Source organism: Sinorhizobium sp. FG01 (assembly GCF_002531875.1).
Taxonomy (GTDB): Bacteria; Pseudomonadota; Alphaproteobacteria; order Rhizobiales; family Rhizobiaceae; genus Sinorhizobium; species Sinorhizobium fredii_C.
The window spans coordinates 52,275-76,540 of sequence record NZ_NWTB01000004.1; the positions used below are offsets into that span (position 1 = coordinate 52,275).

24 protein-coding genes are annotated in these 24,266 nt (G+C 63.6%); 16 read left to right on the forward strand and 8 right to left on the reverse strand.

The features are described from left to right. Positions 1-68: 68 nt before the first annotated feature. From ugpC to CO656_RS05705, 6 genes are all read right to left on the reverse strand, one after another. On the reverse strand, positions 69-1,136 hold the full coding sequence (gene ugpC / locus CO656_RS05680) for a sn-glycerol-3-phosphate ABC transporter ATP-binding protein UgpC (RefSeq protein ID WP_037414490.1): 1,068 nt from the start codon (positions 1,134-1,136) through the stop codon (positions 69-71). Positions 1,137-1,145: 9 nt separating this feature from the next. Continuing rightward, the gene (locus CO656_RS05685; RefSeq protein WP_037414491.1) at positions 1,146-1,979 is read right to left on the reverse strand and encodes a carbohydrate ABC transporter permease; all 834 of its coding nucleotides are present in this window, start codon (positions 1,977-1,979) and stop codon (positions 1,146-1,148) included. 4 nt (positions 1,980-1,983) lie between these two features. Then, on the reverse strand, positions 1,984-2,919 hold the full coding sequence (locus tag CO656_RS05690) for a sugar ABC transporter permease (RefSeq protein ID WP_097525112.1): 936 nt from the start codon (positions 2,917-2,919) through the stop codon (positions 1,984-1,986). Between the two features lie 89 nt (positions 2,920-3,008). Next, positions 3,009-4,271 (reverse strand): sugar ABC transporter substrate-binding protein, encoded by a 1,263-nt coding sequence (locus CO656_RS05695; protein WP_097525113.1) that lies wholly within the window; start codon positions 4,269-4,271, stop codon positions 3,009-3,011. A gap of 75 nt (positions 4,272-4,346) precedes the next feature. Continuing rightward, positions 4,347-5,519, reverse strand: a complete 1,173-nt coding sequence (locus CO656_RS05700) for a PLP-dependent transferase (protein WP_097525114.1) — start codon at positions 5,517-5,519, stop codon at positions 4,347-4,349. After that, on the reverse strand, positions 5,516-6,232 hold the full coding sequence (locus CO656_RS05705; protein WP_097525115.1) for a FadR/GntR family transcriptional regulator: 717 nt from the start codon (positions 6,230-6,232) through the stop codon (positions 5,516-5,518). The genes CO656_RS05700 and CO656_RS05705 overlap by 4 nt, the downstream gene beginning before the upstream one ends. An 80-nt stretch (positions 6,233-6,312) precedes the next feature. On the opposite strand from CO656_RS05705, the gene CO656_RS05710 reads away from it, so the two are divergent. The 5 genes from CO656_RS05710 (at position 6,313) to CO656_RS05730 (ending at position 11,785) form a co-directional block, all read left to right on the forward strand. Next, complete coding sequence (locus tag CO656_RS05710; RefSeq protein ID WP_097525116.1) at positions 6,313-7,665, forward strand: FAD-binding oxidoreductase; 1,353 nt, start codon at positions 6,313-6,315, stop codon at positions 7,663-7,665. A gap of 210 nt (positions 7,666-7,875) precedes the next feature. Further along, the gene (locus tag CO656_RS05715; RefSeq protein WP_097525117.1) at positions 7,876-8,793 is read left to right on the forward strand and encodes a transglutaminase family protein; all 918 of its coding nucleotides are present in this window, start codon (positions 7,876-7,878) and stop codon (positions 8,791-8,793) included. A 111-nt stretch (positions 8,794-8,904) separates the two neighbouring features. Further along, positions 8,905-9,054 carry a hypothetical protein gene (locus CO656_RS05720; protein WP_097525118.1) on the forward strand — a complete coding sequence of 50 codons (150 nt, stop codon included), beginning with the start codon at positions 8,905-8,907 and terminating at the stop codon, positions 9,052-9,054. A gap of 258 nt (positions 9,055-9,312) precedes the next feature. Next, complete coding sequence (locus CO656_RS05725; protein ID WP_097525119.1) at positions 9,313-10,746, forward strand: aldehyde dehydrogenase family protein; 1,434 nt, start codon at positions 9,313-9,315, stop codon at positions 10,744-10,746. A 193-nt stretch (positions 10,747-10,939) separates the two neighbouring features. Beyond that, entirely contained in the window at positions 10,940-11,785 is an 846-nt protein-coding gene (locus CO656_RS05730) for a DMT family transporter (protein ID WP_097525120.1), read from the forward strand. Positions 11,786-11,897: 112 nt separating this feature from the next. Here CO656_RS05730 and CO656_RS05735 read toward each other — a convergent pair whose 3' ends face one another. Together CO656_RS05735 and CO656_RS05740 are read right to left on the reverse strand one after the other, a co-directional pair. Further along, entirely contained in the window at positions 11,898-13,076 is a 1,179-nt protein-coding gene (locus CO656_RS05735; protein ID WP_097525121.1) for an aminotransferase, read from the reverse strand. A gap of 46 nt (positions 13,077-13,122) precedes the next feature. Continuing rightward, the gene (locus CO656_RS05740) at positions 13,123-14,154 is read right to left on the reverse strand and encodes a LysR substrate-binding domain-containing protein (protein ID WP_097525122.1); all 1,032 of its coding nucleotides are present in this window, start codon (positions 14,152-14,154) and stop codon (positions 13,123-13,125) included. A gap of 216 nt (positions 14,155-14,370) precedes the next feature. Between CO656_RS05740 and speB the strand changes: the two genes are divergently transcribed. The 11 genes from speB (at position 14,371) to CO656_RS05795 (ending at position 24,254) form a co-directional block, all read left to right on the forward strand. After that, the gene (gene speB, locus CO656_RS05745) at positions 14,371-15,432 is read left to right on the forward strand and encodes an agmatinase (RefSeq protein ID WP_095677987.1); all 1,062 of its coding nucleotides are present in this window, start codon (positions 14,371-14,373) and stop codon (positions 15,430-15,432) included. An 83-nt stretch (positions 15,433-15,515) separates the two neighbouring features. After that, a complete protein-coding gene (locus CO656_RS05750) occupies positions 15,516-16,310 on the forward strand; it encodes a transporter substrate-binding domain-containing protein (protein WP_097525123.1) in 795 nt (264 codons plus the stop codon). Positions 16,311-16,381: 71 nt separating this feature from the next. Further along, a complete protein-coding gene (locus tag CO656_RS05755) occupies positions 16,382-17,050 on the forward strand; it encodes an amino acid ABC transporter permease (protein WP_037414525.1) in 669 nt (222 codons plus the stop codon). Next, complete coding sequence (locus CO656_RS05760) at positions 17,047-17,694, forward strand: amino acid ABC transporter permease (RefSeq protein WP_037414527.1); 648 nt, start codon at positions 17,047-17,049, stop codon at positions 17,692-17,694. Before CO656_RS05755 ends, CO656_RS05760 begins: the two co-directional genes overlap by 4 nt. Positions 17,695-17,766: 72 nt before the next feature. After that, positions 17,767-18,846, forward strand: coding sequence for an ABC transporter substrate-binding protein (locus CO656_RS05765; protein ID WP_037414529.1), 1,080 nt, complete (start codon positions 17,767-17,769; stop codon positions 18,844-18,846). Between the two features lie 192 nt (positions 18,847-19,038). Then, positions 19,039-20,076: an ABC transporter ATP-binding protein gene (locus CO656_RS05770; RefSeq protein ID WP_097525124.1), complete on the forward strand. Its 1,038-nt coding sequence runs from the start codon at positions 19,039-19,041 to the stop codon at positions 20,074-20,076. After that, a complete protein-coding gene (locus tag CO656_RS05775; protein WP_097525125.1) occupies positions 20,073-20,927 on the forward strand; it encodes an ABC transporter permease in 855 nt (284 codons plus the stop codon). Before CO656_RS05770 ends, CO656_RS05775 begins: the two co-directional genes overlap by 4 nt. Then, complete coding sequence (locus CO656_RS05780; RefSeq protein ID WP_097525126.1) at positions 20,924-21,724, forward strand: ABC transporter permease; 801 nt, start codon at positions 20,924-20,926, stop codon at positions 21,722-21,724. Before CO656_RS05775 ends, CO656_RS05780 begins: the two co-directional genes overlap by 4 nt. Continuing rightward, positions 21,721-22,500 carry a carbon-nitrogen hydrolase family protein gene (locus CO656_RS05785; RefSeq protein WP_097525127.1) on the forward strand — a complete coding sequence of 260 codons (780 nt, stop codon included), beginning with the start codon at positions 21,721-21,723 and terminating at the stop codon, positions 22,498-22,500. Before CO656_RS05780 ends, CO656_RS05785 begins: the two co-directional genes overlap by 4 nt. 95 nt (positions 22,501-22,595) lie before the next feature. Then, entirely contained in the window at positions 22,596-23,549 is a 954-nt protein-coding gene (locus CO656_RS05790) for a ring-cleaving dioxygenase (protein WP_097525128.1), read from the forward strand. A 138-nt stretch (positions 23,550-23,687) separates the two neighbouring features. Further along, positions 23,688-24,254: an NADPH-dependent FMN reductase gene (locus CO656_RS05795; protein WP_037414541.1), complete on the forward strand. Its 567-nt coding sequence runs from the start codon at positions 23,688-23,690 to the stop codon at positions 24,252-24,254. Positions 24,255-24,266 lie beyond the last annotated feature (12 nt).

Here is a 24,266-nt window from a genome sequence, read left to right on the forward strand (position 1 = left end):
AAAAGAAGCTAGTCCACACCGGGGAGAAGTCAATTGCTCCTTCGGGATAGAGACGGATAGGGCGCCCGTCAGACGCGGGTCCCCTCGCTGTCGAAGAAGTGCAGGCTGTGCGCCGGGAAGTGGACGGGGATGGTGCCGGAGGCGGTCAGGAAGGAGCGATCGTTGGTGAAGACCTTAAAGCCCGCCCGCCCGAGCGAGAGGTGCAGGATGATGCCGAAGCCGGTCGGCTCGACGAGGTCGACGGCGGCGAGCAGCGTCTCCGGTCCATGGCCGGCAAGCACGATGTGCTCCGGGCGGATGCCGAGCGTCGCCCTGGCGTTGTTCGCAAGCGGGGGAGATGCGTCGAGGGGAATTCCGATGTCTCCGGCGATTTCGAACAGCGGCCCGTCGGCAGCGCGACAGGTGCCCTCGAAAAAGTTCATGCCGGGCGATCCGATGAAGCCGGCAACGAAGAGATTGGCGGGACGGTCGTAGAGGTCCAGCGGACTGCCGACCTGCTGGACGACGCCGGCATTCATGGCGACGATCCGGTCGGCGAGCGTCATCGCCTCGATCTGGTCATGCGTCACGTAGATCGAGGTGGCGCCGAGATCCTTGTGCAGCTTCTTGATTTCGGCGCGCATCTGCTCGCGCAGCCGTGCGTCGAGATTGGAGAGCGGCTCGTCGAAGAGGAAGGCCTTCGGCTGGCGCACGATGGCGCGGCCCATGGCGACGCGCTGGCGCTGACCGCCGGAAAGCGCTTTCGGCCGACGCTCCAGCAGCGGCTCGAGGCCAAGCTTGGCGGCGGCACCGGTCACCACGGTTGCGATCCTCTCCTTCGGCGTCTTGCGAAGCCTGAGGCTGTAACTCATGTTCCGGGCGACCGACATGTGCGGATAGAGCGCGTAGGACTGAAACACCATGGCAATGTCGCGGTCCTTTGGTGCGAGCTCGTTCACCCGCTTGCCGGCGATGCGGATCTCGCCGCCGGTGACGCTTTCAAGCCCGGCGATCATCCGCAGCAAGGTCGACTTGCCGCAGCCGGACGGGCCGACGAGGACGACGAATTCGCCGTCGCGGATCTTGAGGTCGACGTCGTGCAGCACCGGGTGGACGCCGTAGGATTTCTGGATATTGGCGATGTCGATGGAAGCCATGAGCAATCCTTAGCCTTTGACCGCGCCGGCCGTGAGGCCCTGGACGAGATAGCGTTGAATGAGCAGGAAGAAGAGGCAGGCCGGGATCAGCGCAAGCACGCCGGCAGCCATCATCTGGCCGAAATCGACCGAGAATTTCGAGACGAAGGAGAGGAGCCCGACCGGGAAGGTCGCCTGATCGTTGCCGGAGATCAGCATGAGCGAGAAGAGCAGTTCGCTCCAGGCGGCGGTGAAGACGAAGCCTAGCGTTGCGGCGATGCCGGGCAAGGTCAGCGGCAGGATGATCTGGCGGAAGGCGACGAATTGCGTGGCGCCGTCGATCATCGCCGCCTCTTCCAGATCCTTCGGAATGCCGTCGAAGAAGGACTGCATCAGGAAGGTGGCGAAGGGCACGTTGAAGGCGCTGTAGACGATGACGAGGCCCGTCAGGCTGTTGGTGAGCCCGAGCGGCGAGAGGATCTTGAAGATCGGCGCGACGAGCATGACCAGTGGGAACATCTGCGTCAAAAGCATCAGCGTCACCAGCCAGTATTTGCCGCGGAAGCGGAAACGCGACAGCGCATAGCCGGAAAGCGAGGCAAGGATCGTCACGACGACCGCCGTCGAGCCGGAGACGATCAGGCTGTTGCGAAAGAAAACCGGAAAGGCGCTGTGCCGCAGCACGAAGTCGAAGTGCTCGAGGCTGGCGCGCGACGGCCAGAGGCGGATGCCTTCGGAATAGAGCAGGTCGTTGGGCGTCACCGCGACCTTCAGCAGCCAGAAGAGTGGAAAGAGGGCAAAGGCAATATAGGTCAGGATCGCAAGGCGGTGCGCGACGGTGAGGAGGGCTGACTTGACGCGCATCGGTTCAATCCTTGCTCAGGAGCCATTGCCGCAGGATGACGATCAGCAGCGAATAGGCCAGCAGCAGCGCCAGGAGCACCAGCGCGATCGCCGAGGCGTAGCCGAAATCGAGCCGCTTGAAGGCCTGGGTGAAGATGTAGCTGGCGACGATCTGGGTCCGGTCGGCCGGACCGCCATTGGTCATGACGATGATCAAGTCGGCGAAGTTCGAGATCCAGACGGTGCGCAACAGAATGGTGATTGCGATCGTCGGCGCGAGGAAAGGCAGGGTGATCGACAGGAAGCGCTGAAAGGCGCCGGCGCCGTCTATGCTCGCCGCTTCGTAGAGGTCGCGCGGGATCGCCTGCAGGGCGGCAAGCAGGGTAATTGCGAAGAAGGGAATGCCCCACCAGATATTGGCGACGATCGGTCCCCACATGGCAAGCTGCGGATCCGACAAGATGTTCGCCGGCTGGCTCATGATCCCGAGCGCATAGAGCCAGTGCGGCAGCGGCCCGACGACCGGGTTGAAGAGCCAGGCCCAGTTGAGGCCGGCAAGGAAGCTCGGCACCGCCCAGGGCAGGAAGACGAGCGCCTGGGCGATGGCGCGGCCGCGAAACGGTTTGTCGAGCAGCAACGCCAGAATCAATCCAAAGGCAAACTGAAGAAGAACGGATGCACCGGTCCACCAGAGCGTGTTGCGCAGCGAGCGGAAAAAGGCCTGGTCTTGAGAGAGCGCCCGAAAATGATCGAGTCCAATGAAGGCGCCGGAGAAGGGATTGAGGAGCTGCACGTCGCGGAACGCATAGGAGACGCCGAGCACCAGCGGCACCAGCATCACCGTGACGATCAGGATCAGCGCAGGCGCACTGTAGAGATAGGGCGCCGATGCGTCCGCGATGCGCTTCATCAGCCGCCGGCGGCTTGCGGACTGGCGCTGTTGGCGTGCGGCATAATCCATCGATCGGAGTTCCTCCTGGCCGCCCCGCGGGCGGGCGCAGTCCATGTTGATGAAGGGCGGCAGGCGACCCTGTCGCCCTTCATGTCGGATCACTTCTTGTTGGCCAGATATTTCTGCTGTGCCTTGGTCAGGTAGTCCGCCCATTGATTGGCGAGCTCTTCCGGCGTGATGTCGCCGAGGAGCGCTTCCTGGCTCGTCTTGATGGCGAGTGAATCCTTGAAGTAGGCGAATTCCTCGAGGTAGGTCGGCATGACGGTCAGCACGACGTCTTTGTCGGCCAGTTCGTCGAACCAGCCCTTGAACTGCGGGCCCGAATAGAAGGGGTCCTTCTCTGCGGACTTGTGGACCGGCAGCGCGCCGGTGCGCTTGTTCCACTCGATGTTGCCTTCCGGCCCTTCGAGCGTCTCGATCAGCTTCCAGGAGAGGTCCTTGTTCTGGCTTGCCGAAAGCATCGACCAGCCGGCGAAGCCGATCGTCGTGAAGGCCTTGCCGCTCGGGCCCTTGGGCATGGTGGTGACGCCGAAATCCTCCGGCTTCATGCGCTGGGCGATGGCGATCAGCGCGTCCGGATCCTGGTCGAGGAAGGCGCAGGTGCCGCTATAGAAGCCGGCGACGATTTCGTTGAAGCCCCAGTTGACGCTGTCCTTCGGCGCCAGACCCTTTTTGTAGAGGTCGATCACCCAGGTGAGGCCCTTGATCCAGCCCTCGCTGTTCATCGTCGAGGTGCCGTCCTCCTTGAAGAAGGTGTTGTCGCCGGCCATGGTGGCGCCGAACATCACCCAACCATTGAGGCCGCCCGGGCCGCCGCGCAGGCAGTAGCCGGATTTGCCGGGCAGCTTGGAGATCGCTTCCGACGCCTTGACGAAGTCGTCCATGGTCTTCGGCGGCTCGGCAACGCCGGCTTCCGAGAGCAGTTTCTTGTTGTAGAACATCGCCCGGAGATAGAAGCCGTAGGGCAGCATATAGGCGGTATCGTTGACGTCGCGGCCGAGTTCCAGGGCCCGCTCGGTGAGGCCTGGCGTGTGCTCCCACTTGGCGAGGTAGGGTTCGAGGCTCTCCAGCATGCCGTTATTGGCGTAGAGCGACAGCCAGGTGTCCGGCATTTCCATGACGTCCGGGATTTCGCCCGCCGAGACCATCGTGGCGAATTTCTGGAAGGCTTCGCCCCAGGGCAGCGAGATGATCTCGACAGTGGTGCCGGGATTCGCCGCCTCGAATTTGGCGACGATCGACTTCAGCGTTTCGGTGCGCTCGGGGCTGGTGATGACCTCGACGAGCTTCAGCTTGGTATCAGCAAGCGCGCTGCCGGCCATCAGCGTGGCGAGCAGGGTGGCTGTGATCAGTTTCCTCATTTTTGTTCCCTTTGTTCTTGGCGTTGATCGATTTTTATTGGGGCGGGATGCGGAGAGCCGCCTTCCCGCTGGTCGTCAGCCTGGTGAAGCGGCGCCGAGCGCCGCTTCGAGATCGCTCCAGAGGGCCTCCGTTCCCTCCAGGCCGACATGGAGCCGTACCGACCGCGGAGAAATGCCGAAGGCGGCCGCGGAATTGGGTTGCGCTTTCTGCGCCAGGACGACCTCGCCCGGGACGATGAGGCTTTCGTGGCCACCCCAGGATACGCCGAGCTTGAACAGTTCGACATGATCGGCGAAGCGGCGGATGTCGACGCCCTCGCGGAAGATGAAGGAGAACAGGCCGGAGGTACCCGAAAGACCCGGCGGCAGGTGATTGCCGAGCCCGGGGTGGCAGACGGTCTCGACCAGCGGATGCTCGAGCAGGCGGCGCGCAAGGGCAAGCGCCGAGCGCTCATGCGCCTTCATCCGGATCGGCAGGGTACGCAGGCCGCGGATTAGCAGCCAGGCATCGAAGGGCGAGAGCTTGCCGCCGAGGTAGGGATAGGCTTCGGAGCGGATGCGGCCGACGAGTTCCCTGGAGCCGGCGACGACACCGGCGACGACATCGCTGTGGCCGCTCAAATATTTCGAGGCCGAGTGGATGACGAGATCGACGCCGAGCGAAATCGGCTGCTGGAACACCGGGCTCGCCCAGCTATTGTCGATGACGGTGACGATCCCTTGCGCCCTGGCAAGTGCGGCCAGGCCCGCCACGTCATGGGTATCCATCACCCAGCTCGTCGGGCTTTCCATGTAGAAGAGCTTGGCGCCGGGAAGTGCCTTGGCAACCGCTTCCTCATCGCGCCCGTCGACATAGGTGACCTCGATGCGCATGCGCTTCAGATGCGTGCCGAACAGCCGGAAGGCATCGGGATAGAGATGCTTGACCGCGACGATGCGGTCGCCCGGCTCGACGAAGGACAGAACCGTGGAGGAGATCGCCGACATGCCGCTGGCAAAGCCGATCGCATCCTCGGCACCCTCGAGCTTCGCCAGCATCTCCTCGAACAGCCTGACGGTCGGATTGAGGCCGCGGGTGTAGATCGGCCGGACGCGTTCGCCTCGGTACGAGGCGATCATCTCGTCATAGTCCTTGAAGGTGAAGAGGGAGGTCTGGACGATCGGCGGAACGACTGCGTCGAAGGCATGGGCCTCGTCATGGGCGGCAATCAGCGAGGCTCTGTCGAACGGGTCGAGGCCGTCATTCATTTGGACATTTCCTTGATGTCTTCCTCGACGATCGCGAGAATTTTCAGTGTCTCTTCCCGGGCGGCGTTCGGGTTCTGCGAGGCGATCGCGTCGAAGAGCGTCCGGTGATACGGAAACGACCGACGCGCGAAGTCCGGCCGGTCGAAGGGCTTTTCCCAGAAGCGCTCGAAGGCCTCGCGCATCTGCTCAAGCAATTGCCGGAAGAGCGGGTTGTGGGTCGCGTCGTAGATCGCCAGATGGAAGGCGAGGTCCTCGGGGCCGGACGTGCCCTTGGCAAGGTGAACGCGCTCCATCGCGTCGAGCTTCGTTTTGATGTTGATGAGGTCGGCCTCGGTGCGGCGCCGCGCAGCGACCATGCCGGCCTCGACCTCGATGCCGCGGCGAACTTCCAGCGTCTGCAGCAGCGCATCGCGAAGGTGCGCGGTGTCGAGGGTCAGCGGCATGTGGATGGTGGCGCCGGAAATGGCGCGCAACAGATAGGTGCCGCTGCCCTTGCGCGCCTCGACGACGCCGAGCGCCTGAAAATGGCTGATGACCTCGCGGATGGTGGAGCGCCCGACGGCGAGCGCCGCCATCAATTCGCGTTCGGCCGGAAGGCGATCGCCGGGCTTCAAGCCGGAGCGCTGGACATAGTCGGCGAGCGCGGAGATCACCTGCTGCACCCGATCGACCGGGGGCAGAGGCAGAAGCATCGCTTTCTCCGGCTCGGGCATGCAGTCGCTCTCAAATTGGTCTGACATCTGAGCAATATGACAGCCGTTGCGCCGCATGGTCAAGGGGCAAGATTTGCGATATGGCTCCTACCGACAAAGACCTGCGGCAGAGGGGAATCCTCGGGGTGAGCGTCACAAAGTCCTATGCCGGCGACGGCGGCTATCCGGCGAGCTACTACGCTGCCACCCGCAACATCATCCGCACGCCGGTCAAGCTGCAGGGGCGGGTCGAAACCGATATCTGCGTCGTCGGCGCCGGTTACACAGGTCTGGCGACGGCCATTCATCTCGCCGAGAAGGGCTACAAGGTTACAGTGGTGGAGGGCGCCCAGGTGGGCTGGGGCGCTTCCGGGCGCAATGGCGGCCAGATCGTCAATGGCCTCAACGCTAGCCTCTCGACGATCCGGAGTCGCTTCGGAGAGGACGCGGCGCGCTTCATCGGCGGCCTCGTCCAGGAAGGCGGGCGGATCATCCGCCGGCTCGTCAGCCGATACCGGATCGACTGCGACCTGAAATCCGGCAACATCTACGCCGCCTATACCGGCGCGCATATGAAGGAGCTCGAGGCCAAGCAGGCGCTCTGGCGCAAATATGGCATGGACGACCACTTGCTTCTCGACCGGGAGGCGCTGCGCAAGCTCGTCGATTCCGGGGCCTATTGCGGCGGCATGCTCGATATCAGCGGCGGCCATATGCATCCGCTCAATCTGGTGCTCGGAGAGGCCCGCGCCTTCGAGAGCCTCGGCGGCACCATCTACGAGATGTCTCCAGTGGCACGCGTCGACCATAAGCGGGCGCGGCCGACCGTCCATACCAGGGAAGGTGAAGTCTCAGCCCGCCTTGTGGTGCTCTGCGGCAATGCTTATCTCGGCGATGCGGTGCCCGAGCTCGTCTCGCGCGTCATGCCCGTCTCGACGCAGATGATCACCACGGCACCGCTCGGCGAGGAACTCGCGGACGCGCTGATCCCGAGCGACATGTGCGTCGAGGATGTGCGCTACATCCTCGACTATTTCCGGCTGTCGGCCGACAAGCGGATGATCTTCGGTGGCGGCACCGTCTATGGCGGAACCGATCCGGCCGATGTGGTGGCGAAGCTCCGGCCCAATCTTGAAAAGGTCTTTCCGCGCCTGAAGGGCGTGAAGATCGACTATGCCTGGAGCGGCAATTTCGCGCTGTCCTTCACGCGCATGCCGCAGATGGGCCGCATCGGCGCCAACACATATTTCGCCCACGGCTATAGCGGTCACGGGGTGACAGGCTCGCATCTCTTCGGCCGGACGCTCGCCGAGGCGATCGACGGCGACCAGACGCGCTTCGACATGTTCGAGAAACTGCCCTGGTATCCCTTTCCTGGCGGGCGGCTGTTCCGCGCGCAGTATTCGACGATCGGCTCCTGGTGGTATTCCTTCAAGGACGCCGTCGGCTGGTAGGCTTGCGGCTGCCGGCTTCTCGCCGAAATCGATACCGCTCGCTGCAACGATGCGCTAGTATTCCGGCCCGCGGGCGGGTCGCCCGCCGGCTTGACGCGGACATCAAGGGAACTTCAGGGAAGAGCTTCGAACGGGTTGCAAACCCGGGCTGCCACCGGCGTTTAGGCGTGCGGGAGCAAGTGTCGGTAAATCACCGTGCGGAGGTCGAACATGTTCATCCGCTTCGGTTATGAGATTGGCATCGATTGTCCGCAACCCACGCCGATGATGACGTTTCTGTCCGTCGCCAAGGAACGGCGCGATGCAGTCGTGACGGAGCGCGGGCGGGTCGCGTCACCGCTCATCCCGATGGAAGAAATCACCGACCCGCATCACAATATCTGTTTGCGCATGGTTCTCTCTCAGGGTGAAACCCGGCTCGGCTACGACGCGGTGATCAGCGACGACGGGCGGCTCGACGCGTCGGATCCGCTGGCGGAGGCGGTGCCCGTCGAAAAGCTGCCTCCCTCTCTGCTACCCCACCTTTGCGCCAGCCGCTATTGCGAGACCGATCGGCTGAGCGCGCTTGCCTGGCGGCTCTTCGGCAGCATTCCGGCAGGCTGGCAACGGGTGCAGGCGATCTCAGACTATGTGCATGATCGGCTGATCTTCAGCTACGGCTATGCGCCGGCGATGCGTACGGCGCTCGAAGCGCACGAGGACCGGCTTGGGGTCAGCCGCGACTATGCCCATCTCGCCGTCGCTGTCTGCCGCTGCATGAACATGCCGGCCCGCTACGTTCACGGCTATATGGCCGACATTGGCGCTCCAAACAGCCCGGCGCCGATGGATTTCAACGCCTGGTTCGAGGTGTTCCTCGGCGACCGATGGTACACGTTCGACGCCAAGAACAATGGCGGGCGGGCCGGCCGCATTCCTGTCGCCCGCGGCCGGGATGCGGCAGACATTCCGCTGATCCAGACCTTCGGCAAGCATCGGCTGACGCACTTCACCGTCTGGACGTCGGTGGAGCCCGACAGCCGGCTCAGCCGCTCGCACAGTTCCGCCGACGTTTCGCTGCTGACCCCGTGGTTCAGCGAGACCTGGTCGCGCCACCTTCGGGAGCGCGAACGCAACAACAGCCACTGAAGTCGGGAAACGGATTTTTCATCCCCCGCACGTTCCGGGGAAAATAATATAAACTCAATGGAGAATATAGGAGAACATAGCCACAGTCGAAGGTCAGCAGCGGAGAGAAAAATGAACCCGACAAAGGCGATGACCCACTCCCGCTACGCTTTTCATGTGGCGCAGCCGACGAGGCGGCTGCCGGTCAACCTCGTTCCCCACACGATCGCCATCGTCGCAGCGTTCAGCTTCGTCTCGGCCCTCATCATCGGCGCCATCTGACGGTTCCCACCACAGCACTCTTCAGGACGCGTCGCGAACGCCGCGCTTGACGCTCGACACCGCGGCCGCGCCATCGACCCCTTGCGGGCCACGCCGCCTGCGTCGTAGCGTGCCTTGGCACGCGGGACTGCACTCGCGGCGGCAAACCAATCATCCGCGCTCAAAGCCGTCGCAAATGCGCGGAAGTCGCTTGCCGGCAGGTGACGATGTCCTGTCTGCCGCAAAACAAGAGACACCTTGACGGGAAGGAGGAGCGGCATGCTCGACAAACGCAAGTTCTACATCAACGGCGAATGGGTCGAACCGGCAGCACAGAACGACCTCTATGTGCTCAATCCTGCCACCGAAAAGCCGATCGCGGTTATCTCCCTCGGTACTGCAGTCGACGTCGACCGGGCCGTTGCGGCCGCCAAGAAGGCCTTCGAGACCTACAGCCGGACCAGCCTGGAGGAACGGCTGGCGCTTCTTGAAAAGCTGCTGGCGATCTATGAACGCCGCTACGACGAGATGGCCGACACGATCACCGCGGAACTCGGCGCGCCGAAGACCATGAGCCGCGAGCAACAGGCCGATGTCGGCGTCGGCCACCTCAAGGGTTACATCGACGCGCTGAAGCGGCTGAAGCTGCGCGAAAAACTTCCGAACGGCGACACGCTGATGCGCGAGCCGATCGGGGTTTGCGGGCTGATCACGCCGTGGAACTGGCCGGTCAACCAGATTGCGCTCAAGGTCGTGCCAGCGCTTGCGACCGGCTGCACCTGCGTGTTGAAGCCGAGCGAGTTCACGCCGCTCAATGCCATGCTCTATGCGGAGATGATCGAAGAGGCTGGCTTCCCGCCCGGCGTCTTCAACCTCGTCAATGGCGACGGCCTTCACGCCGGCGCCGCACTGTCGAAGCACAAGGACATCGACATGATGTCCTTCACCGGTTCGACGCGGGCCGGCATCGCCGTCAGCAAGGACGCCGCCGATACGGTCAAGCGCGTCACGCTGGAGCTCGGCGGCAAGTCGCCGAACATCGTCTTCGCCGATGCCGATCTCGAGCAGCGGGTGACGGCCAGCATCCTCGAATGCTTCAATAATTCCGGCCAGTCCTGCGATGCGCCGACCCGCATGCTGGTGGAGCGCAGCGTCTATGACGACGTGGTGGCGATCGCAAGGCGCGTGGGCCGGGAGGCGACCGTCGGCGATCCGAGCAAGGAAGGCGCGCATATCGGTCCGCTGGTGAGCCACATCCAGTTCGAGCGGGTGCAGGCGCTGATCGAGGCGGGCGTCGGCGAAGGGGCGCGGCTCCTCGTCGGCGGCCCCGGCAAGCCGGAGGGCTTCGAGACCGGATATTTCGTCAAACCGACGATCTTCGCGGACGTCGACAATTCGATGCGGATCGCACGCGAGGAAGTGTTCGGGCCGGTGCTGGCGATCATTCCCTTCGACACGGAGGAGGAAGCGATCGCGCTTGCCAACGACACGAACTATGGTCTCGCGGCTTATGTCCAGACGGGCGATCGGCAGCGCGCCGAGCGGGTCGCGGCGCGATTGCGGGCCGGCATGGTGCATATCAATGGCGGGCCGCACCGCTACGGCAGCCCCTTCGGCGGCTACAAGCAGTCCGGCAACGGCCGTGAGGGCGGTACCTTCGGCCTCGAGGATTTTCTCGAGGTGAAGACGGTGCATCTGCCGGACGCGGCTTGATCGGCGGCTGGAGCTCACCGGCTGCGACGTTGTCTGCGGCTGCCAACGATTGCCTACCGGCGATTTTTCAGGGCTGTTGCCTGACCCGCAGTTCTGATAGCTGGCGGGGGCGCCTTTTGGCGCTCCCTCCCAGTACCCGGACATCACCGTGAGTCAAGCCGTCAGTTCCGCCTCCCCGCAACAGTCGCTCGCCATGGCCGCGCTGCTCATGGGCGGTGTCGCCATTGCCGGATCGCCGATCTTTGTCAGGCTCTCGGAAGTGGGGCCGATGGCAACGGCCTTCTGGCGCGTGGCGCTGGCGCTGATCCCGCTCCTTGCCTGGTCGTGGCTCGCCAAGGATACAGGCGCAGACCGGCGCCCGGAGCGCTTGTCCGACTATGCGCTGCTCGTCCTGCCGGGCGTGTTCCTCGCCATCGACCTCGGGGCGTGGCACCTCTCGCTCACCATGACCTCCGTGGCCAATGCGACGCTGCTTGCCAATCTCGCTCCGGTCTTCGTGACGCTTGCCAGTTGGGCACTGTTCCGCTCGCCGGTGAGCCGCATTTTCCTGGCCGGTCTCGTCACGGCCGTCGCCGGCGTCGTGGTGTTGAAAGGCGGCCCGGGTGCGCTTGGCGGCGGCGATCTCATCGGGGACGGCATCGCGATCGTCGCCGCGATGTTCTATGCCGGCTATATTCTTGCCATCGGGCAATTGCGCAGCCGCTTCGGCACCAACCGCATCATGATCTGGAGCACCGCCTCGGCCGCCGTCTGCACGCTCCCGATGGCAGTGTTCGCCGAGCCCGCGCTCCTGCCGCCGACGGGCTTCGGCTGGGCGATCCTTTTCGGACTCGCCTTCGTCAGTCATGCCGGCGGGCAGGTGGCGATCACCTATGCGCTCGCCTTCCTGGCGCCCGCCTTTTCATCGCTGACGCTGCTCGTGCAGCCGGTCGTGGCTGCGGTGCTCGCCTGGGTCCTGCTGAGCGAGCCCGTCGGTGTCATGCAGGCAACGGGCGGGGCGATCGTGCTCATCGGCATCCTGATCGCCCGCCGCGGCTAAGGCATGTCGCCGAAAAAGTGTGCAGCGGTTTTTGGGATGACGACATGCACAAAAACAAAGAGCTAAAGCGCGCCGCGTGAATACGTTTGAACGCGACGCGGTTTAGCGCTCCTCAAATGCCCGGCAGCGCAAATCCCGCCAGCCGCTCCTCCAATTTCCGGATCGTGGGCACGTCGGCATTGGCGAAGGCAAAGCGCAGATAGCTTTCCTGGCCTTCACCGAAATAGTCACCCGGCAGACAGACGATGCCGGCGAGCTTTGCCAGCTTCTCGGCGACGAACTGCGAGTCGATATCGCGGAAGGGGTGGCGGACATAGGCGAAATAGGCGCCGACGGCCTGCAGCTTCCACTGCGGCAGGCGGCCCATGACGTCCTTCAGCGCGTCGGCGCGGGCAGTGATTTCGGCGCGGTTGGCGAGCCGCCAGTGGGCGAGTGCCGGGATCGCCCTGGCGACGGCGGCCTGGGCCGAACGCGGGGCGCAGATCTGCAGGTTGTCCATGATCTTGGTTACCTGCTCGATCAGCGCGGGTCCGGCGGTGATCGCGCCGAGGCGGTGGCCGGGGATGCAGAAGGACTTGGAGAAGCTGTAAAGGCCTATGAAGCCGTCCTGCCAGCCCTTGGTCTGAAGGAGGCGATGGGGTGCCACCGCGGCCTCGGGCAGGAAGTCGCGATAGGTCTCGTCGAGGATGAGCCAGGTGCCGTTTGCGCGGCAGACCTCATAGATGCGCTGCAGCAGGTCGGCCGGATAGACGGCGCCGGTCGGGTTGTTCGGCGAAACGAGGGCGAGGGCGCGAATGCCGGGCCGAAGGGCCGAGGCGATGGTCTCGACCTCGGGCAGGAAGCCGGCGCCGGCATCGCAGGGTGCGAGTTCGACATTGATGCCGAGCATCGCCAGGGTGGTTTCCTGGTTGAAATAATAGGGATTGGTCATCAGCACCGTGTCGCCGGCGCCGGCAACCGCCATGGCGGCACAGATGAAGGCCTGGTTGCAGCCGGAGGTGACGTGAATGTTTTCCGGGCCAATGGGAGCGCCATAGAGTTTTGCCACCTCATCGGCATAGGCGCTGCGCAGTTCAGGCTCGCCCTCGATCGCGCCGTAGCCGGTATAGGCGGGCGACGCTGCGGCTTCGCCAAGCCATTTGAGCATATCCGGATGGGCAGGATAGCCGGGCACCGCCTGGGAGAGATCGATCAGCGGTCCCTTTGCCCCGTCATAGGCCTTCGCCCACGCAAGCACGGAGGGGACCGGCGGCGGCGAGAGCTTTGCGACGAGCGGATTGAGATGAGGCATCGGGCGTTCCTGTGGTTGGGCGAGTGGCATGGGCGAGGGTCCGGCACTACGGCTTGGTCTTGCGCTTTTGCGGGGTTTCCAAGCGCCGCTTGCGGGGTGACGAAACCGGCCGGAAGCTCTCCGCTACCGATTTCGGATCTTCCGGCCTGCGGGACCGAATGATCGTCCGGGCGGAGGTCTGCAGCTCTGGCATCGGATCGCCTTCGAGTGCCGCAAACAGCCAGTCGATGAAGACGCGGACGATTGGCGCGGCGCGGATCTCGTTACGGCAGGCAACGAAAAAAGCGTCGTTGGCCGGCACCGTCAGATCGAAAGGCGCGATCAGCTCGCCGCGGGCGATCAGGCTGCCGGCGGTGATCGTATCGCCGAGCGCCACGCCCTGGTTGTGCAGGGCGCCTTCGGTCGAAAGCCGCGCGTCGCTCATGAAATGCTGGCGGCCGCGCTGAAGGTCGGCCGCGTCGGCTGCGGCAAGCCAGGTGTTCCATTCGCGGCCGTCGTCGCCATGCAGCATCACATGATCGCGCAGATCCCGGATCGAGCGCAGCGGCCGCATGTTGAGAAGGGTTGGGCTGACCACGGGAAACAGCTCGAGCCGACTCCAGAGCTTGGCCCAGCAGTCTCCCCAATTGCCGTCGCCATAGAGGAGGCAGACGTCGACTTCGGGCGAGTGGAGATGCAGCGCGTCATTGGAGGCGATCAGTGTCAGCTGCACGTCGGGAAACTGCTCGGTGAACTGATGCAGGCGCGGGATCATCCAGAAGGAGAGCAGCGCCGGCACGCAGGTGATCCGGAGTTCGCCGCTGGTGGCGGGCCGGGTCATCGCCGCCGTTGCGGCGGCGATTTCCGCGAAGGCGTGGGTGACGGCCGGCAGCAGCAGCGCGCCCTGCGGGGTCAGCCTCAGGCGTTTGCCGCCGCGCTCGAAAAGGGTCGCGTTGAAGGAGAGTTCGAGCGCACGGATCTGATGGCTGATCGCCCCATGCGTGACGTTGAGCTCGCGGGCCGCCGCGGAAACCGAGCCGCGCCGGGCGGTCGCCTCAAAGGCGCGCAGCGGGTTCAAGGGGGGCAGGCGGCTCGACAACGGGAACTCCGACGGGTTCGATTATGTGAATTTTTCTCACACGAAATGCTATAACAATGTCAATTGATTTTCTAGAGGATTTGTCACCTAATAGGTTCCAACAAGGGCAAAAGCCTGGGGAACACGATTGCGCCTGTATTGCTCGGCAACGCCGCCGGTTGCGATCGGCGTTGCGATGCTTTCTTCCCCCGGCGACAGACATGGAGGCTCCGGCACATGGCCTGGGACGAGAAGAAGCTCGGCGAACTGAGGGCGAAGTATGGCGAAAGCCATGGCGGCGAACTTTTCGATCCGACCTTCCGCAAGGTGGCGGACAAGATCTTCACCAAGAGCGGCACGCGGCTGGCGCCCTATTCCGGCATCCCCACCTTCCTGACCGCACCCTATATGCCGGTCGATCCCGAGCAGCCGGACTTCGGCAATCTTCAGGTGGCGATCGTCGGCATCCCAATGGACCTCGGCGTAACCAACCGCCCGGGCTCCCGCTTCGGACCGCGGGCGCTGCGCGCCATCGAGCGGATCGGGCCGTATAACCACGTTCTCGGCTGCGCACCAGTGCATGATTTGCGCGTGGCGGACATCGGAGACGTGCCTTTCCGCAGCCGCTACCGGCTGGAACTCAGCCATGAGGACATCGAGAAGCGCCTCAACCAGATCGTCGATGCCGGTGTCGTGCCGCTCTCGGTCGGTGGCGACCATTCGATGACCCATCCGATCCTCAAGGCCGTCGGCAAACGAGAGCCCGTCGGCATGATCCATATCGATGCGCATTGCGATACCGGCGGCGCCTACGACCTCACCAAGTTCCATCACGGCGGCCCGTTCCGCAATGCCGTCCTCGACGGCGTTCTCGATCCGACCCGGGTCATCCAGATCGGCATTCGCGGCTCGGCCGAATATCTCTGGGAGTTCTCCTACGAGTCCGGCATGACCGTGATCCACGCGGAGGAGGTCTCCGGTCTCGGCATCCCGGCGATCATTGACAAGGCGAAGAAGATCGTCGGCGATGGTCCGACCTACCTTTCCTTTGACATCGACAGCCTCGACCCGAGCTTTGCTCCTGGCACCGGAACGCCCGAGATCGGCGGCCTGACGACGCGCGAGGTGCTGGAACTGATCCGCGGCCTCAAGGGCGTCAATCTCGTCGGCGGCGATGTCGTCGAGGTCGCCCCACAATACGACGCGACGACCAACACGGCCCATGCCGGTGCGCAGGTGCTGTTCGAAATCCTGAGCCTGATGGTTTTCAGTCCGACGATCACCGGCAAGGCGGGCTGATCCTTGAAACCGGTTCTGCCGCCGAACTGGAAGCGGTGGCAGGACCATCCTGAGCAGACAAACTTCCAGATTGGGGAACAAAGATGACAATCCAAACCAAGCTGAAAGCAGTATTTGCCGCCGCATTGATGATCGGTGCCGCGGCTGGAATGGCGCATGCCGATGCCGTCGACGACATCAAGGCCGCAGGCCAGATCAATGTCGGCATCTTCTCGGATTTCCCGCCGTTCTCGTCGGCCAGCGCCGATATGAGCATCAAAGGCTATGACGTCGACGTGGCGCAGCAGATCGCCGATGCGCTCGGCGTGAAGCTCAATCTCGTCAGCGTGACCGGCCAGAACCGCATTCCCTATCTCAATGACAAGCGCGTCGATATCCTGATGAGCGTCGGCTACTCGAAGGAGCGTGCCGAGGTTATCGACTTCGCGGCCGCTTACGCGCCCTACTACATTGCCGTCATCGGTCCGGCCGAACTCAAGGTCGCCGGCAAGGACGATCTCGCCGACAAGACGATCGCCGTCAATCGCGGAACGCTGGAGGACACGTCGCTGACCGAGGCTGCACCGGCCTCTGCCAACATTCAACGCTTCGACAACTACAATGCGGTTATTCAGGCCTTCATCTCCGGCCAGACGCAGCTGATGGTCGTCGGTAATGACGTCGGCGCACAGGTTCTCGCGCGGCAGGAGGCCTTGAAGCCGGAACAGAAGTTTCAGCTGCTGACCTCACCCTCGCATATCGGCCTCAACAAGAACGAGGAACGTCTGAAGCAATCGGTCAACGAGACAGTCGCCAAGATGCTCGCGAACGGCAAATTGGACGAAAGCTCGCAGACATGGCTGAAAACGCCGCTCAACCCCGACAACCTAAAGGACTAAGCCGCTCACGCTAAGGCACGGGCGGCCTGCGGAGGCCTTTTCCGCAGGCTCGCCCTGGAAGGGTTGCAACGATGGGCTACAGCCTCGATTTCGGTTGGCTAAATGGTGCAATGGGCGCGATCGCTCACGGCGCTGCCATGACGTTGCTGCTAATCGCCTGCACGACGGTGCTCGGCATTCTCATCAGCGTTCTCCTGGCGGCTGCACGCCGCAGCCGCTATGACCTTCTGAGCAAGGCTGTGGCGACCTATGTCGAAGTGATCCGCAATACGCCCTTCCTGGTACAGCTTTTCTTCATCTTTTTTGGCTTGCCGAGCATTGGCATTCGCCTCGATCCGGTCATCGCGGCGATCCTGGCGATGACCCTCAACATGGCCGCCTACACGACCGAGATCGTCGGCGCGGGTCTCGATGCCGTGCCAAAGGGACAGAGCGAGGCGGCTTTGGCACTCGGCCTGAAGCAGCGGCAGGTTTTCATCAAGATCATCCTGCCTCAGGCACTCAAGGTGATCTTCCCGGCACTGACCAGCCAGGTCGTCATCATGATGTTGGAATCGGCGGTCGTTTCGCAGATCGCCGTGCGCGAACTCGCCCACGAGGCAGACCTGCTGCAGGCGCGGACTTTCCGCTCCTTCGAGACCTATCTTGTGGTCACCATGATCTATCTCGGCCTGTCGATGGCGATCAGACGGTTTCTTGTCGCCGGCGGCCGGCGGGTGTTAGGGGCGGGTGTGTCGTGATCGAATTCACCTTTTGGGACATTCTGCGCAATCTGGTTTTCGCAACGCGCTGGACACTCTTGCTCTCAATCGTGGCCTTCGCAGGCGGGGCGGCGGTCGGGCTGCTGATCCTCTTTGCGCGTATATCGAAGCGGCCGTGGCTGCGCCGCTTCGGTGCCGGCTACATCGCGCTCTTCCAGGGCACGCCGCTGCTGATGCAGCTCTTCCTGATGTTCTTCGGCCTGCCGATGCTCGGCTTCCGCATCGAGCCCTGGACGGCCGCAGCCCTTGGACTCACTTTCTACGCAAGCGCTTATCTTGCAGAAATCTGGCGAGGGGGCGTCGAAGCGTTGCCTCGCGGCCAGTGGGACGCCGGTGCGAGCCTTGGCCTCCACTATCTCCAGGAGTTGCGTCTCGTCATCCTGCCGCAGGCCTTCGCGATCACCCGTCCGCCGGTGGTTGGGTTCCTGGTGCAACTCATCAAGAGTACGGCACTGACCTCGATCATCGGATTCGAGGAGCTTCTCAGGACGGCCAATGCGATCAATAATGCCACTTTCGAACCTTTCACGGTCTATGGGTTGGTCGCGGTGATTTTCTTCGTGCTGTGCTACCCTCTGACGCAATATGCGCGAATGCTCGAGCGACGTACGCCAGCACATTGAGACCAAGAAGATGTAAGCAATCAACGACAACAGGGAACGCGGCGACTGCCGTCAAAACAAAGGAGACATGCAATGAACATCAGTTCCATCAAGCGCCGCACGCTGCTGGGGGCGGGGCTTGCCGGTGCATCGATGCTGGCAATGCCGGCGGTGCTGAGGGCCCAGGACAAGTCGCTGAAGGTCGGCGTCTATGGCGGCTACTTCAAGGACTCCTTCGACAAGAACATCTTCCCGGAGTTTACTAAGGCAACCGGGATTGCCGTGGAGTCGATCGCCGAGCCGACCGGCGAGGCCTGGCTGGTTCAGCTCGAGCAGGCTGCCCGTGCCGGTCAGGCGCCGGCAGACGTTTCGATGATGTCGCAGGTCGCGATGCTCAAGGGTCAGGCGACCGAGCTGTGGACGCCGATCGATATGGCGAAGATCAAGCATGCGTCGGACCTTCTCGACCGCTTCGTCAACAAATATCCGGATGGCCGCGTTGCCGGCGTCGGGGCGGTCTCCTGGTACATTACGCTCGTCACCAACACCAATGTCTACAAGGAGGCGCCGACCTCCTGGACAGCCCTCTGGGATCCGGCGAACGCCGACAAGCTCGGCCTGCTGGCGCTGGTTTCGAACTCCTTCCTGCTGGAAGTGACCGCCAAGACCCACATGGGCGGCACGAATGCGCTCGACACGGAAGAGGGCATCCTGAAGGCGTTCGAGAAGCTCGCCGAAGTGAAGCCGAATGTCCGCCTCTGGTACCGTGACGAGGCGCAGTTCGAGCAGGCGCTGAAGTCGGGCGAAATCCCAATGGGCCAGTACTATCACGACGTCACCGGCCTTGCCGCTGCAGACGGCCACCCGGTTCGCTCGACCTTCCCGAAGGAAGGCGGCATCCAGGATTCCGGTTGCTGGGCCCTGTCGCGCGCCTCGCAGAAGTCGGCGGAGGCGCACATCTTCATCGACTACATGTGCCAGCCCGCCATCCAGGCGACGCTGTCGCGCAAGGTCGGCACCTCACCGACCGTCAAGCGCGAGTCGACCGACCTGACGGACAAGGAATTTGCCGCGGTGTCGTCCGATATCGAGCCGATCGTCCCGCGCTACGATCTCTATCAGACGAAGTCCGATTGGCTGAACCAGAAGTGGACGGAACTGATCGTCGGCTGAAACAGGCAACGAGACTCCGCCCGCCCTGAAGATCCGGGGCGGGCTTGGATGGCTCGATGCATGATCCCTTAAACCGCAAGCGTTTTGGGGATAACCTATGCGGAAATTGAAGATGCTGCTGTGCCGTATCGCCCGCGTCTGGACGGGGGCGCGGCCGGCATCCGCGCATGAGGCGCGAGAGCAGGGGAACTTATGTCGGGACTTGCCCTTCAGAACGTCGTCAAGGAATTCGGGGCCTTCCGGGCCGTCAACGACGTCGACCTCACCGTGCCGCACGGCACCTTCGTCTGCATGCTCGGCCCTTCCGGCTGCGGCAAGACGACCCTTCTGCGGATGATTGCCGGGCTCGACCTGCCGACCGCGGGCGCCATCCGGCTCGACGGCGAGGACATCACCCGCGTGCCGACCCACAAGCGCAACCTCGGCATGGTGTTCCAGTCGCTGGCGCTTTTTCCGCATCTGACGGTCGGCGAGAACATCGCCTACCCCTTGCGCATCCGCGGTGCGCCGAAGGAGGAGCAGAAGAAGCGGGTCGACGAACTCCTGTCGATGATCCATCTTCCCGGTTACTCGGACCGGCCGGTTTCCAAGCTCTCGGGCGGCCAGCGCCAGCGTGTCGCGATCGCCCGGGCGCTGGCGATCTCGCCGAAGCTCTTCCTGCTCGACGAGCCGCTCTCGGCACTCGACGCGAAGCTGCGCGAGGCGATGCAGGTGGAGCTCCGGCAATTGCAGCAGAAGCTCGGCATCACCACGATTGTCGTCACCCATGACCAGCGCGAGGCGATGACCATGGCCGATACAGTGGTTGTCATGAGCGGCGGCGAAATCCGCCAGGCGGCGTCGCCGATCGAAATCTATCGCCGGCCGGCCGACAGCTTCGTCGCCGACTTCATCGGCCAGACCAATCTCATCGAAGCGGAAGCGGATAGCCGCAATCATGTGACCGTGCTCGGCCAGCCGGTGCCGGGCCTGCAACTGCCGACCGGGGCCGCCAAGGCGACGATCTCGATCCGGCCGGAGGACGTTCATCTGACCGCACCAGGGGCCGGGGCGCTGACCGGCACCGTCACTTTCGTGCGCGACCTCGGCGGCACGATCGAGACCTTCGTCGATGTCGCCGGCCGCCAGATCGTCGCGGTCTCGACCCCGCGCGAGCGTCCGGAGGTCTCGGTCGGCCAGCAGGTGGGCGTAGCCCTCACGCCGGATGTCTGCGTGGTGCTGCGCAAATGAGACGCGAACCGCCCCAGACCCTTGGCGACTACTCGCCGCTGCTCTTCCCCGCGGCGATGCTCACCATCTTCTTCGTCGTGCCCTTCGGCACGATGATCGCCGTCAGCTTTTTCCAGCGCCAGCAGGGCGGTTTCTATACAACGGCCTTCGTCTTCGACAATTACCAGCGATTCCTTTCGGCCTTCTTCGGCGGGGTGCTCGGCTTCTCGCTGATGATGGCGATCGCGGTCGCCATTTGCTGCGTGGTGCTGGCGCTGCCGTTCACCTATCTGCTGACGCGCATGGCACGTCGTGTGCAGATCGTCTGGCTGGTCGCGCTGCTCTCGATCCTCTCGCTTTCCGAGGTCATCATCGGCTTTGCCTGGTCGACGCTCTTCTCGCGCACCGCCGGCATCACCAACATCCTCGTCGCCCTCGGTCTGATGGGCGAGGCCAAGGCCTTGACGCCGAGTTTCGCAGCGGTGCTGACCGGAATGGTCTATCAGGCCTTCCCCTATACGGTGCTCGTCCTGTTCCCGGCGCTCGTCCGGCTCGATCCGACCCTGACCGAAGCCGCCCGCACACTCGGCGCCTCGCCGCTCAGGGCCTTCTTCACCGTCGTCGTGCCGGCACTCAGGAACACCATCGTCGCAACGCTGATCATGGTGTTCATCTTCGCCCTCGGCTCCTATCTGTTGCCGCAACTTCTCGGTCGGCCGCAGCACTGGACGCTCTCGGTGTTGATCACCGATCAGGCGATCTATCAGTCGAACATGCCCTTTGCCGCCGCGATGGCCGTATTCCTCGTGCTGGTGACGCTCGGCCTGGTGGCGCTCACGGTGATTGCCGGACGGAAAGGAGAGGCGGCATGACGTCCGTTTTCCGCAAGTTCTATTTCTTCCTGATCGCCCTTTTCCTGGCGCTGCCGCTGATCGTCGTCGCCGGCGTCTCGGTCAACCAGAAGCAGACCCTCGCCTTTCCGCCCGAAGGCTTTTCGACCTCCTGGTATGGGGAGATCTTCCTGAACACGGAATGGCGAAACGCGCTTTTCGCCTCGGTGACGCTTGCGGTCCTTTCGGCGGCACTTGCCGTCGCGATCGCCCTGCCGCTCGCCTGGTTCCTGTGGCGGCGGGTGGCGCCCTGGGCGAATATTTTCCAGCTCCTCGGTGTCGCCCCCTTCACGCTGCCGCCGGTGATCACGGCGCTCGGCCTCTTGACCTTCTGGGCGACCGCCGGCTTCTACGGTCAGCCGTGGACGGCGGTGGTCAGCCACGGGATCTTCTTCGTGACCTTGCCGCTGGTGACGTTGTCGCTCGGCTTCACCTCGATCGATCGCTCGCTGGTCGAGGCCGCCGCGACGATGGGTGCCGACGAACGCACCATTTTCCGTACCGTAGTGCTGCCGCTGATCCTGCCCTATATCGTCTCGGGCTACGCCTTCGCCTTCGTGCTGTCGCTCAACGAATATATCGTCGCCTATATGACAGTTGGGTTCACGATGGAGACGCTGCCGATCAAGATCTTCAACGCGCTGCGCTATGGCTACACGCCGACCATGGCTTCGGTGACGGTGCTCTTCGTTTCGACGGCGGCGCTCATCTTCGGTCTCGTCGCCCGCTTCGGCGATCTACCGAAGCTGCTCGGCGCCATGGCATCCGATCAAAAATGATGAAGCTCGCGGCCCTGCAGATGAAAAGCGTCGGCGGCGATATCGCCGCCAATCTCGCCCGTATCGAAGGCGCGGCTTCCGAGTCTGCGGCCAAGGGGGCGACATTGCTGGTGACGCCCGAACTCGGGATTACCGGTTACGGCGCGGGTGAGGATATCCGGGCGCTCGCCGAGCCTGCCGACGGATCGACCGTTGAAGCCTTGCGGCGGATCTCGCGTGACGCCGGGATCGCCATCATCGCCGGCTTTGCCGAGCGCGAAGGCGCGGCCGTCTACAACAGCGCCGTCCATGTAGACGGGGACGCCGCGCCGACGGTTTACCGGAAATCGCATCTCTATGGTGACTACGAGCGATCGCTGTTTACGCCGGCGGAGCCCTCGACGCGCCTCTTCGAGCATCGCGGCGTCACCTGCGGCATGCTGATCTGCTACGATGTCGAATTCCCGGAAAATGTCCGGCGCCTGGCAGCGGCCGGGACCGATGCCGTGTTGGTGCCGACGGCGCTGCCGGCCGGCTGGTCGGGCACCTTCATAACCGATCACATGATTCAGACCCGGGCCTTCGAGAACCAGGTCTTCGTCGCCTATGTCAACCATTGCGGCTCGGACGCGATGTTCTCCTTCGCCGGTCTTTCCTGCATCGCATCGCCCGACGGACAGGTCATGGCGAAAGCCAATTCCGCCGACGAAACGGTGATCTTCGCGGAAATCGACCCGCAGGCCTTTGCCATTTCGCGGGCGGAGAATACCTACCTCAAGGATCTCAGACGGGTCTGATTTCGATCGGAACAATCCGTTCGAGCCGTCCCACTTGCAGAACGCATGGCCGGAGGCCGATATTCGGGTCAACGGAAGGCCTCAGGAGGGCAATCATGAGCTTGCAACTGACAGGTATTCACCACTTGACGGCGATTACCGCGAATGCGCCGGAAAATTTGCGCTTCTACACGAAAGTGCTGGGGCTGCGGCTCGTCAAGAAGACCGTCAACCAGGACGACACCTCGGCCTACCATCTCTTCTACGCCGACGGTAAGGCAACGCCGGGCTCGGATCTGACCTTTTTCGACTGGCCGGTCGGACCGGAAGGGCGCGGGACGCACAGCATCTCGCGCACCGGGCTGCGCGTCGGTGGTGCGCAAAGCGTCGAATGGTGGAAGCGGCGCTTCGACGAGCTCGAAGTGTCGTCAGGCGAAATCGGCGAAATCGATGGCCGGATGTCTCTCGATTTCGAGGACGGCGAGGGCCAGCGGTTCCGGCTGGTGGACGACGGCGGAGTCACGCCTTCGCATCCGTGGGAAAGGAGTCCGGTCACGGCCGAGCACCAGATCAGGGGTCTCGGGCCGATCACCATCAGCGTACCGGATATCACCAATACGGCGCTCGTGCTCACCCATGTCATGAACATGCGCGAGGTGCGCCACTATCCCTCGCCGGACGGAAACGGCAAGGTGCATGTGTTCTCGATGGGCGAGGGCGGGGCGGGTGCCGAACTCCATGTCGCGGTCCAGCCGGACCTGCCGATCGCCCGGCAGGGAGCCGGCGCCGTCCACCACGTCGCGTTCCGCGCGCCGGATGTCGCCCATCTGCACCAGTGGACGGAGAGGCTGAAGGCCTTCCATCTGCCCTCGAGCGGCGAGGTGGAGCGCTTTTATTTCCGTTCGCTCTATTTCCGCGAGCCGAACGGCATCCTGTTCGAGATCGCCACGGACGGCCCCGGCTTTGCCGTCGACGAGCCCTTGGAGTCGCTCGGGGAGAGGCTATCTCTGCCGCCCTTCCTGGAGCCGAAGCGGGCGCAGATCGAGGCGCGGCTTAAGCCGCTGGAATAGCGTGGCGCGCCCGTTTTGACATCCGTCGCCCCACAATTGAAGCGGGTGCGATCGCGGGCTTTCCTTTCATCTCATCGCTCCTAGTTTTCCTGGCAACCAGGAATTCGCGACCGAACAGACCGGAGGATGCACATATCGATGACGAAACTACTCGGCATATCGGGAAGCCTGCGCAAGGCTTCCTTCAACACCGGACTGCTTACGGCCGCGAAGGCGGTCGCACCAGAGGAGGTCGAGTTCGAGGCCGCAACGCTGCACGGCATTCCGCTGTATGACGGGGATGTCGAGGCGGAGAGCGGCGTGCCGGCTCCGGTAGAGGCGCTGAAACAGCGGATCATCGCGGCGGACGGCGTCATTCTCTTCACGCCGGAATACAACAACTCCGTGCCCGGCGTTCTCAAAAATGCCGTCGATTGGCTGAGCCGCCCGGCCGCCGACATTGGCAAGGTGTTCGGCGGACGTCCCTTCGCGCTCGCCGGCGCCTCGCCGGGGAATTTCGGAACCATTCTCAGCCAGAATGCCTGGCTCCCGGTGATTCGGACGCTCGGTGCCGAGCTTTGGTCGGGCAAGCGGCTGATGGTGCCGAAAGCCCGCACCGTTTTCGACAGTGAAGCGCAATTGACAGATGAGGAAACCCGCGAGCGACTGCGCGCCTTCGTTCAGGCCTTTGCGGAATATGCGGCGACGGTGAAGGCGCATCGGTAGCTGCGCCCGCTG

Excerpts from the sequence above, each read along its gene's own strand:
- ugpC (WP_037414490.1), bottom strand. The coding sequence starts at position 1,136 with ATGGCTTCCATCGACATCGCCAATATCCAGAAATCCTACGGCGTCCAC.
- CO656_RS05685 (WP_037414491.1), bottom strand. The coding sequence starts at position 1,979 with ATGCGCGTCAAGTCAGCCCTCCTCACCGTCGCGCACCGCCTTGCGATC.
- CO656_RS05690 (WP_097525112.1), bottom strand. The coding sequence starts at position 2,919 with ATGGATTATGCCGCACGCCAACAGCGCCAGTCCGCAAGCCGCCGGCGG.
- CO656_RS05695 (WP_097525113.1), bottom strand. The coding sequence starts at position 4,271 with ATGAGGAAACTGATCACAGCCACCCTGCTCGCCACGCTGATGGCCGGC.
- CO656_RS05700 (WP_097525114.1), bottom strand. The coding sequence starts at position 5,519 with ATGAATGACGGCCTCGACCCGTTCGACAGAGCCTCGCTGATTGCCGCC.
- CO656_RS05705 (WP_097525115.1), bottom strand. The coding sequence starts at position 6,232 with ATGCCCGAGCCGGAGAAAGCGATGCTTCTGCCTCTGCCCCCGGTCGAT.
- CO656_RS05710 (WP_097525116.1), top strand. The coding sequence starts at position 6,313 with ATGGCTCCTACCGACAAAGACCTGCGGCAGAGGGGAATCCTCGGGGTG.
- CO656_RS05715 (WP_097525117.1), top strand. The coding sequence starts at position 7,876 with ATGTTCATCCGCTTCGGTTATGAGATTGGCATCGATTGTCCGCAACCC.
- CO656_RS05720 (WP_097525118.1), top strand. The coding sequence starts at position 8,905 with ATGAACCCGACAAAGGCGATGACCCACTCCCGCTACGCTTTTCATGTG.
- CO656_RS05725 (WP_097525119.1), top strand. The coding sequence starts at position 9,313 with ATGCTCGACAAACGCAAGTTCTACATCAACGGCGAATGGGTCGAACCG.
- CO656_RS05730 (WP_097525120.1), top strand. The coding sequence starts at position 10,940 with ATGGCCGCGCTGCTCATGGGCGGTGTCGCCATTGCCGGATCGCCGATC.
- CO656_RS05735 (WP_097525121.1), bottom strand. The coding sequence starts at position 13,076 with ATGCCTCATCTCAATCCGCTCGTCGCAAAGCTCTCGCCGCCGCCGGTC.
- speB (WP_095677987.1), top strand. The coding sequence starts at position 14,371 with ATGGCCTGGGACGAGAAGAAGCTCGGCGAACTGAGGGCGAAGTATGGC.
- CO656_RS05750 (WP_097525123.1), top strand. The coding sequence starts at position 15,516 with ATGACAATCCAAACCAAGCTGAAAGCAGTATTTGCCGCCGCATTGATG.
- CO656_RS05755 (WP_037414525.1), top strand. The coding sequence starts at position 16,382 with ATGGGCTACAGCCTCGATTTCGGTTGGCTAAATGGTGCAATGGGCGCG.
- CO656_RS05765 (WP_037414529.1), top strand. The coding sequence starts at position 17,767 with ATGAACATCAGTTCCATCAAGCGCCGCACGCTGCTGGGGGCGGGGCTT.
- CO656_RS05770 (WP_097525124.1), top strand. The coding sequence starts at position 19,039 with ATGTCGGGACTTGCCCTTCAGAACGTCGTCAAGGAATTCGGGGCCTTC.
- CO656_RS05775 (WP_097525125.1), top strand. The coding sequence starts at position 20,073 with ATGAGACGCGAACCGCCCCAGACCCTTGGCGACTACTCGCCGCTGCTC.
- CO656_RS05780 (WP_097525126.1), top strand. The coding sequence starts at position 20,924 with ATGACGTCCGTTTTCCGCAAGTTCTATTTCTTCCTGATCGCCCTTTTC.
- CO656_RS05785 (WP_097525127.1), top strand. The coding sequence starts at position 21,721 with ATGATGAAGCTCGCGGCCCTGCAGATGAAAAGCGTCGGCGGCGATATC.
- CO656_RS05790 (WP_097525128.1), top strand. The coding sequence starts at position 22,596 with ATGAGCTTGCAACTGACAGGTATTCACCACTTGACGGCGATTACCGCG.
- CO656_RS05795 (WP_037414541.1), top strand. The coding sequence starts at position 23,688 with ATGACGAAACTACTCGGCATATCGGGAAGCCTGCGCAAGGCTTCCTTC.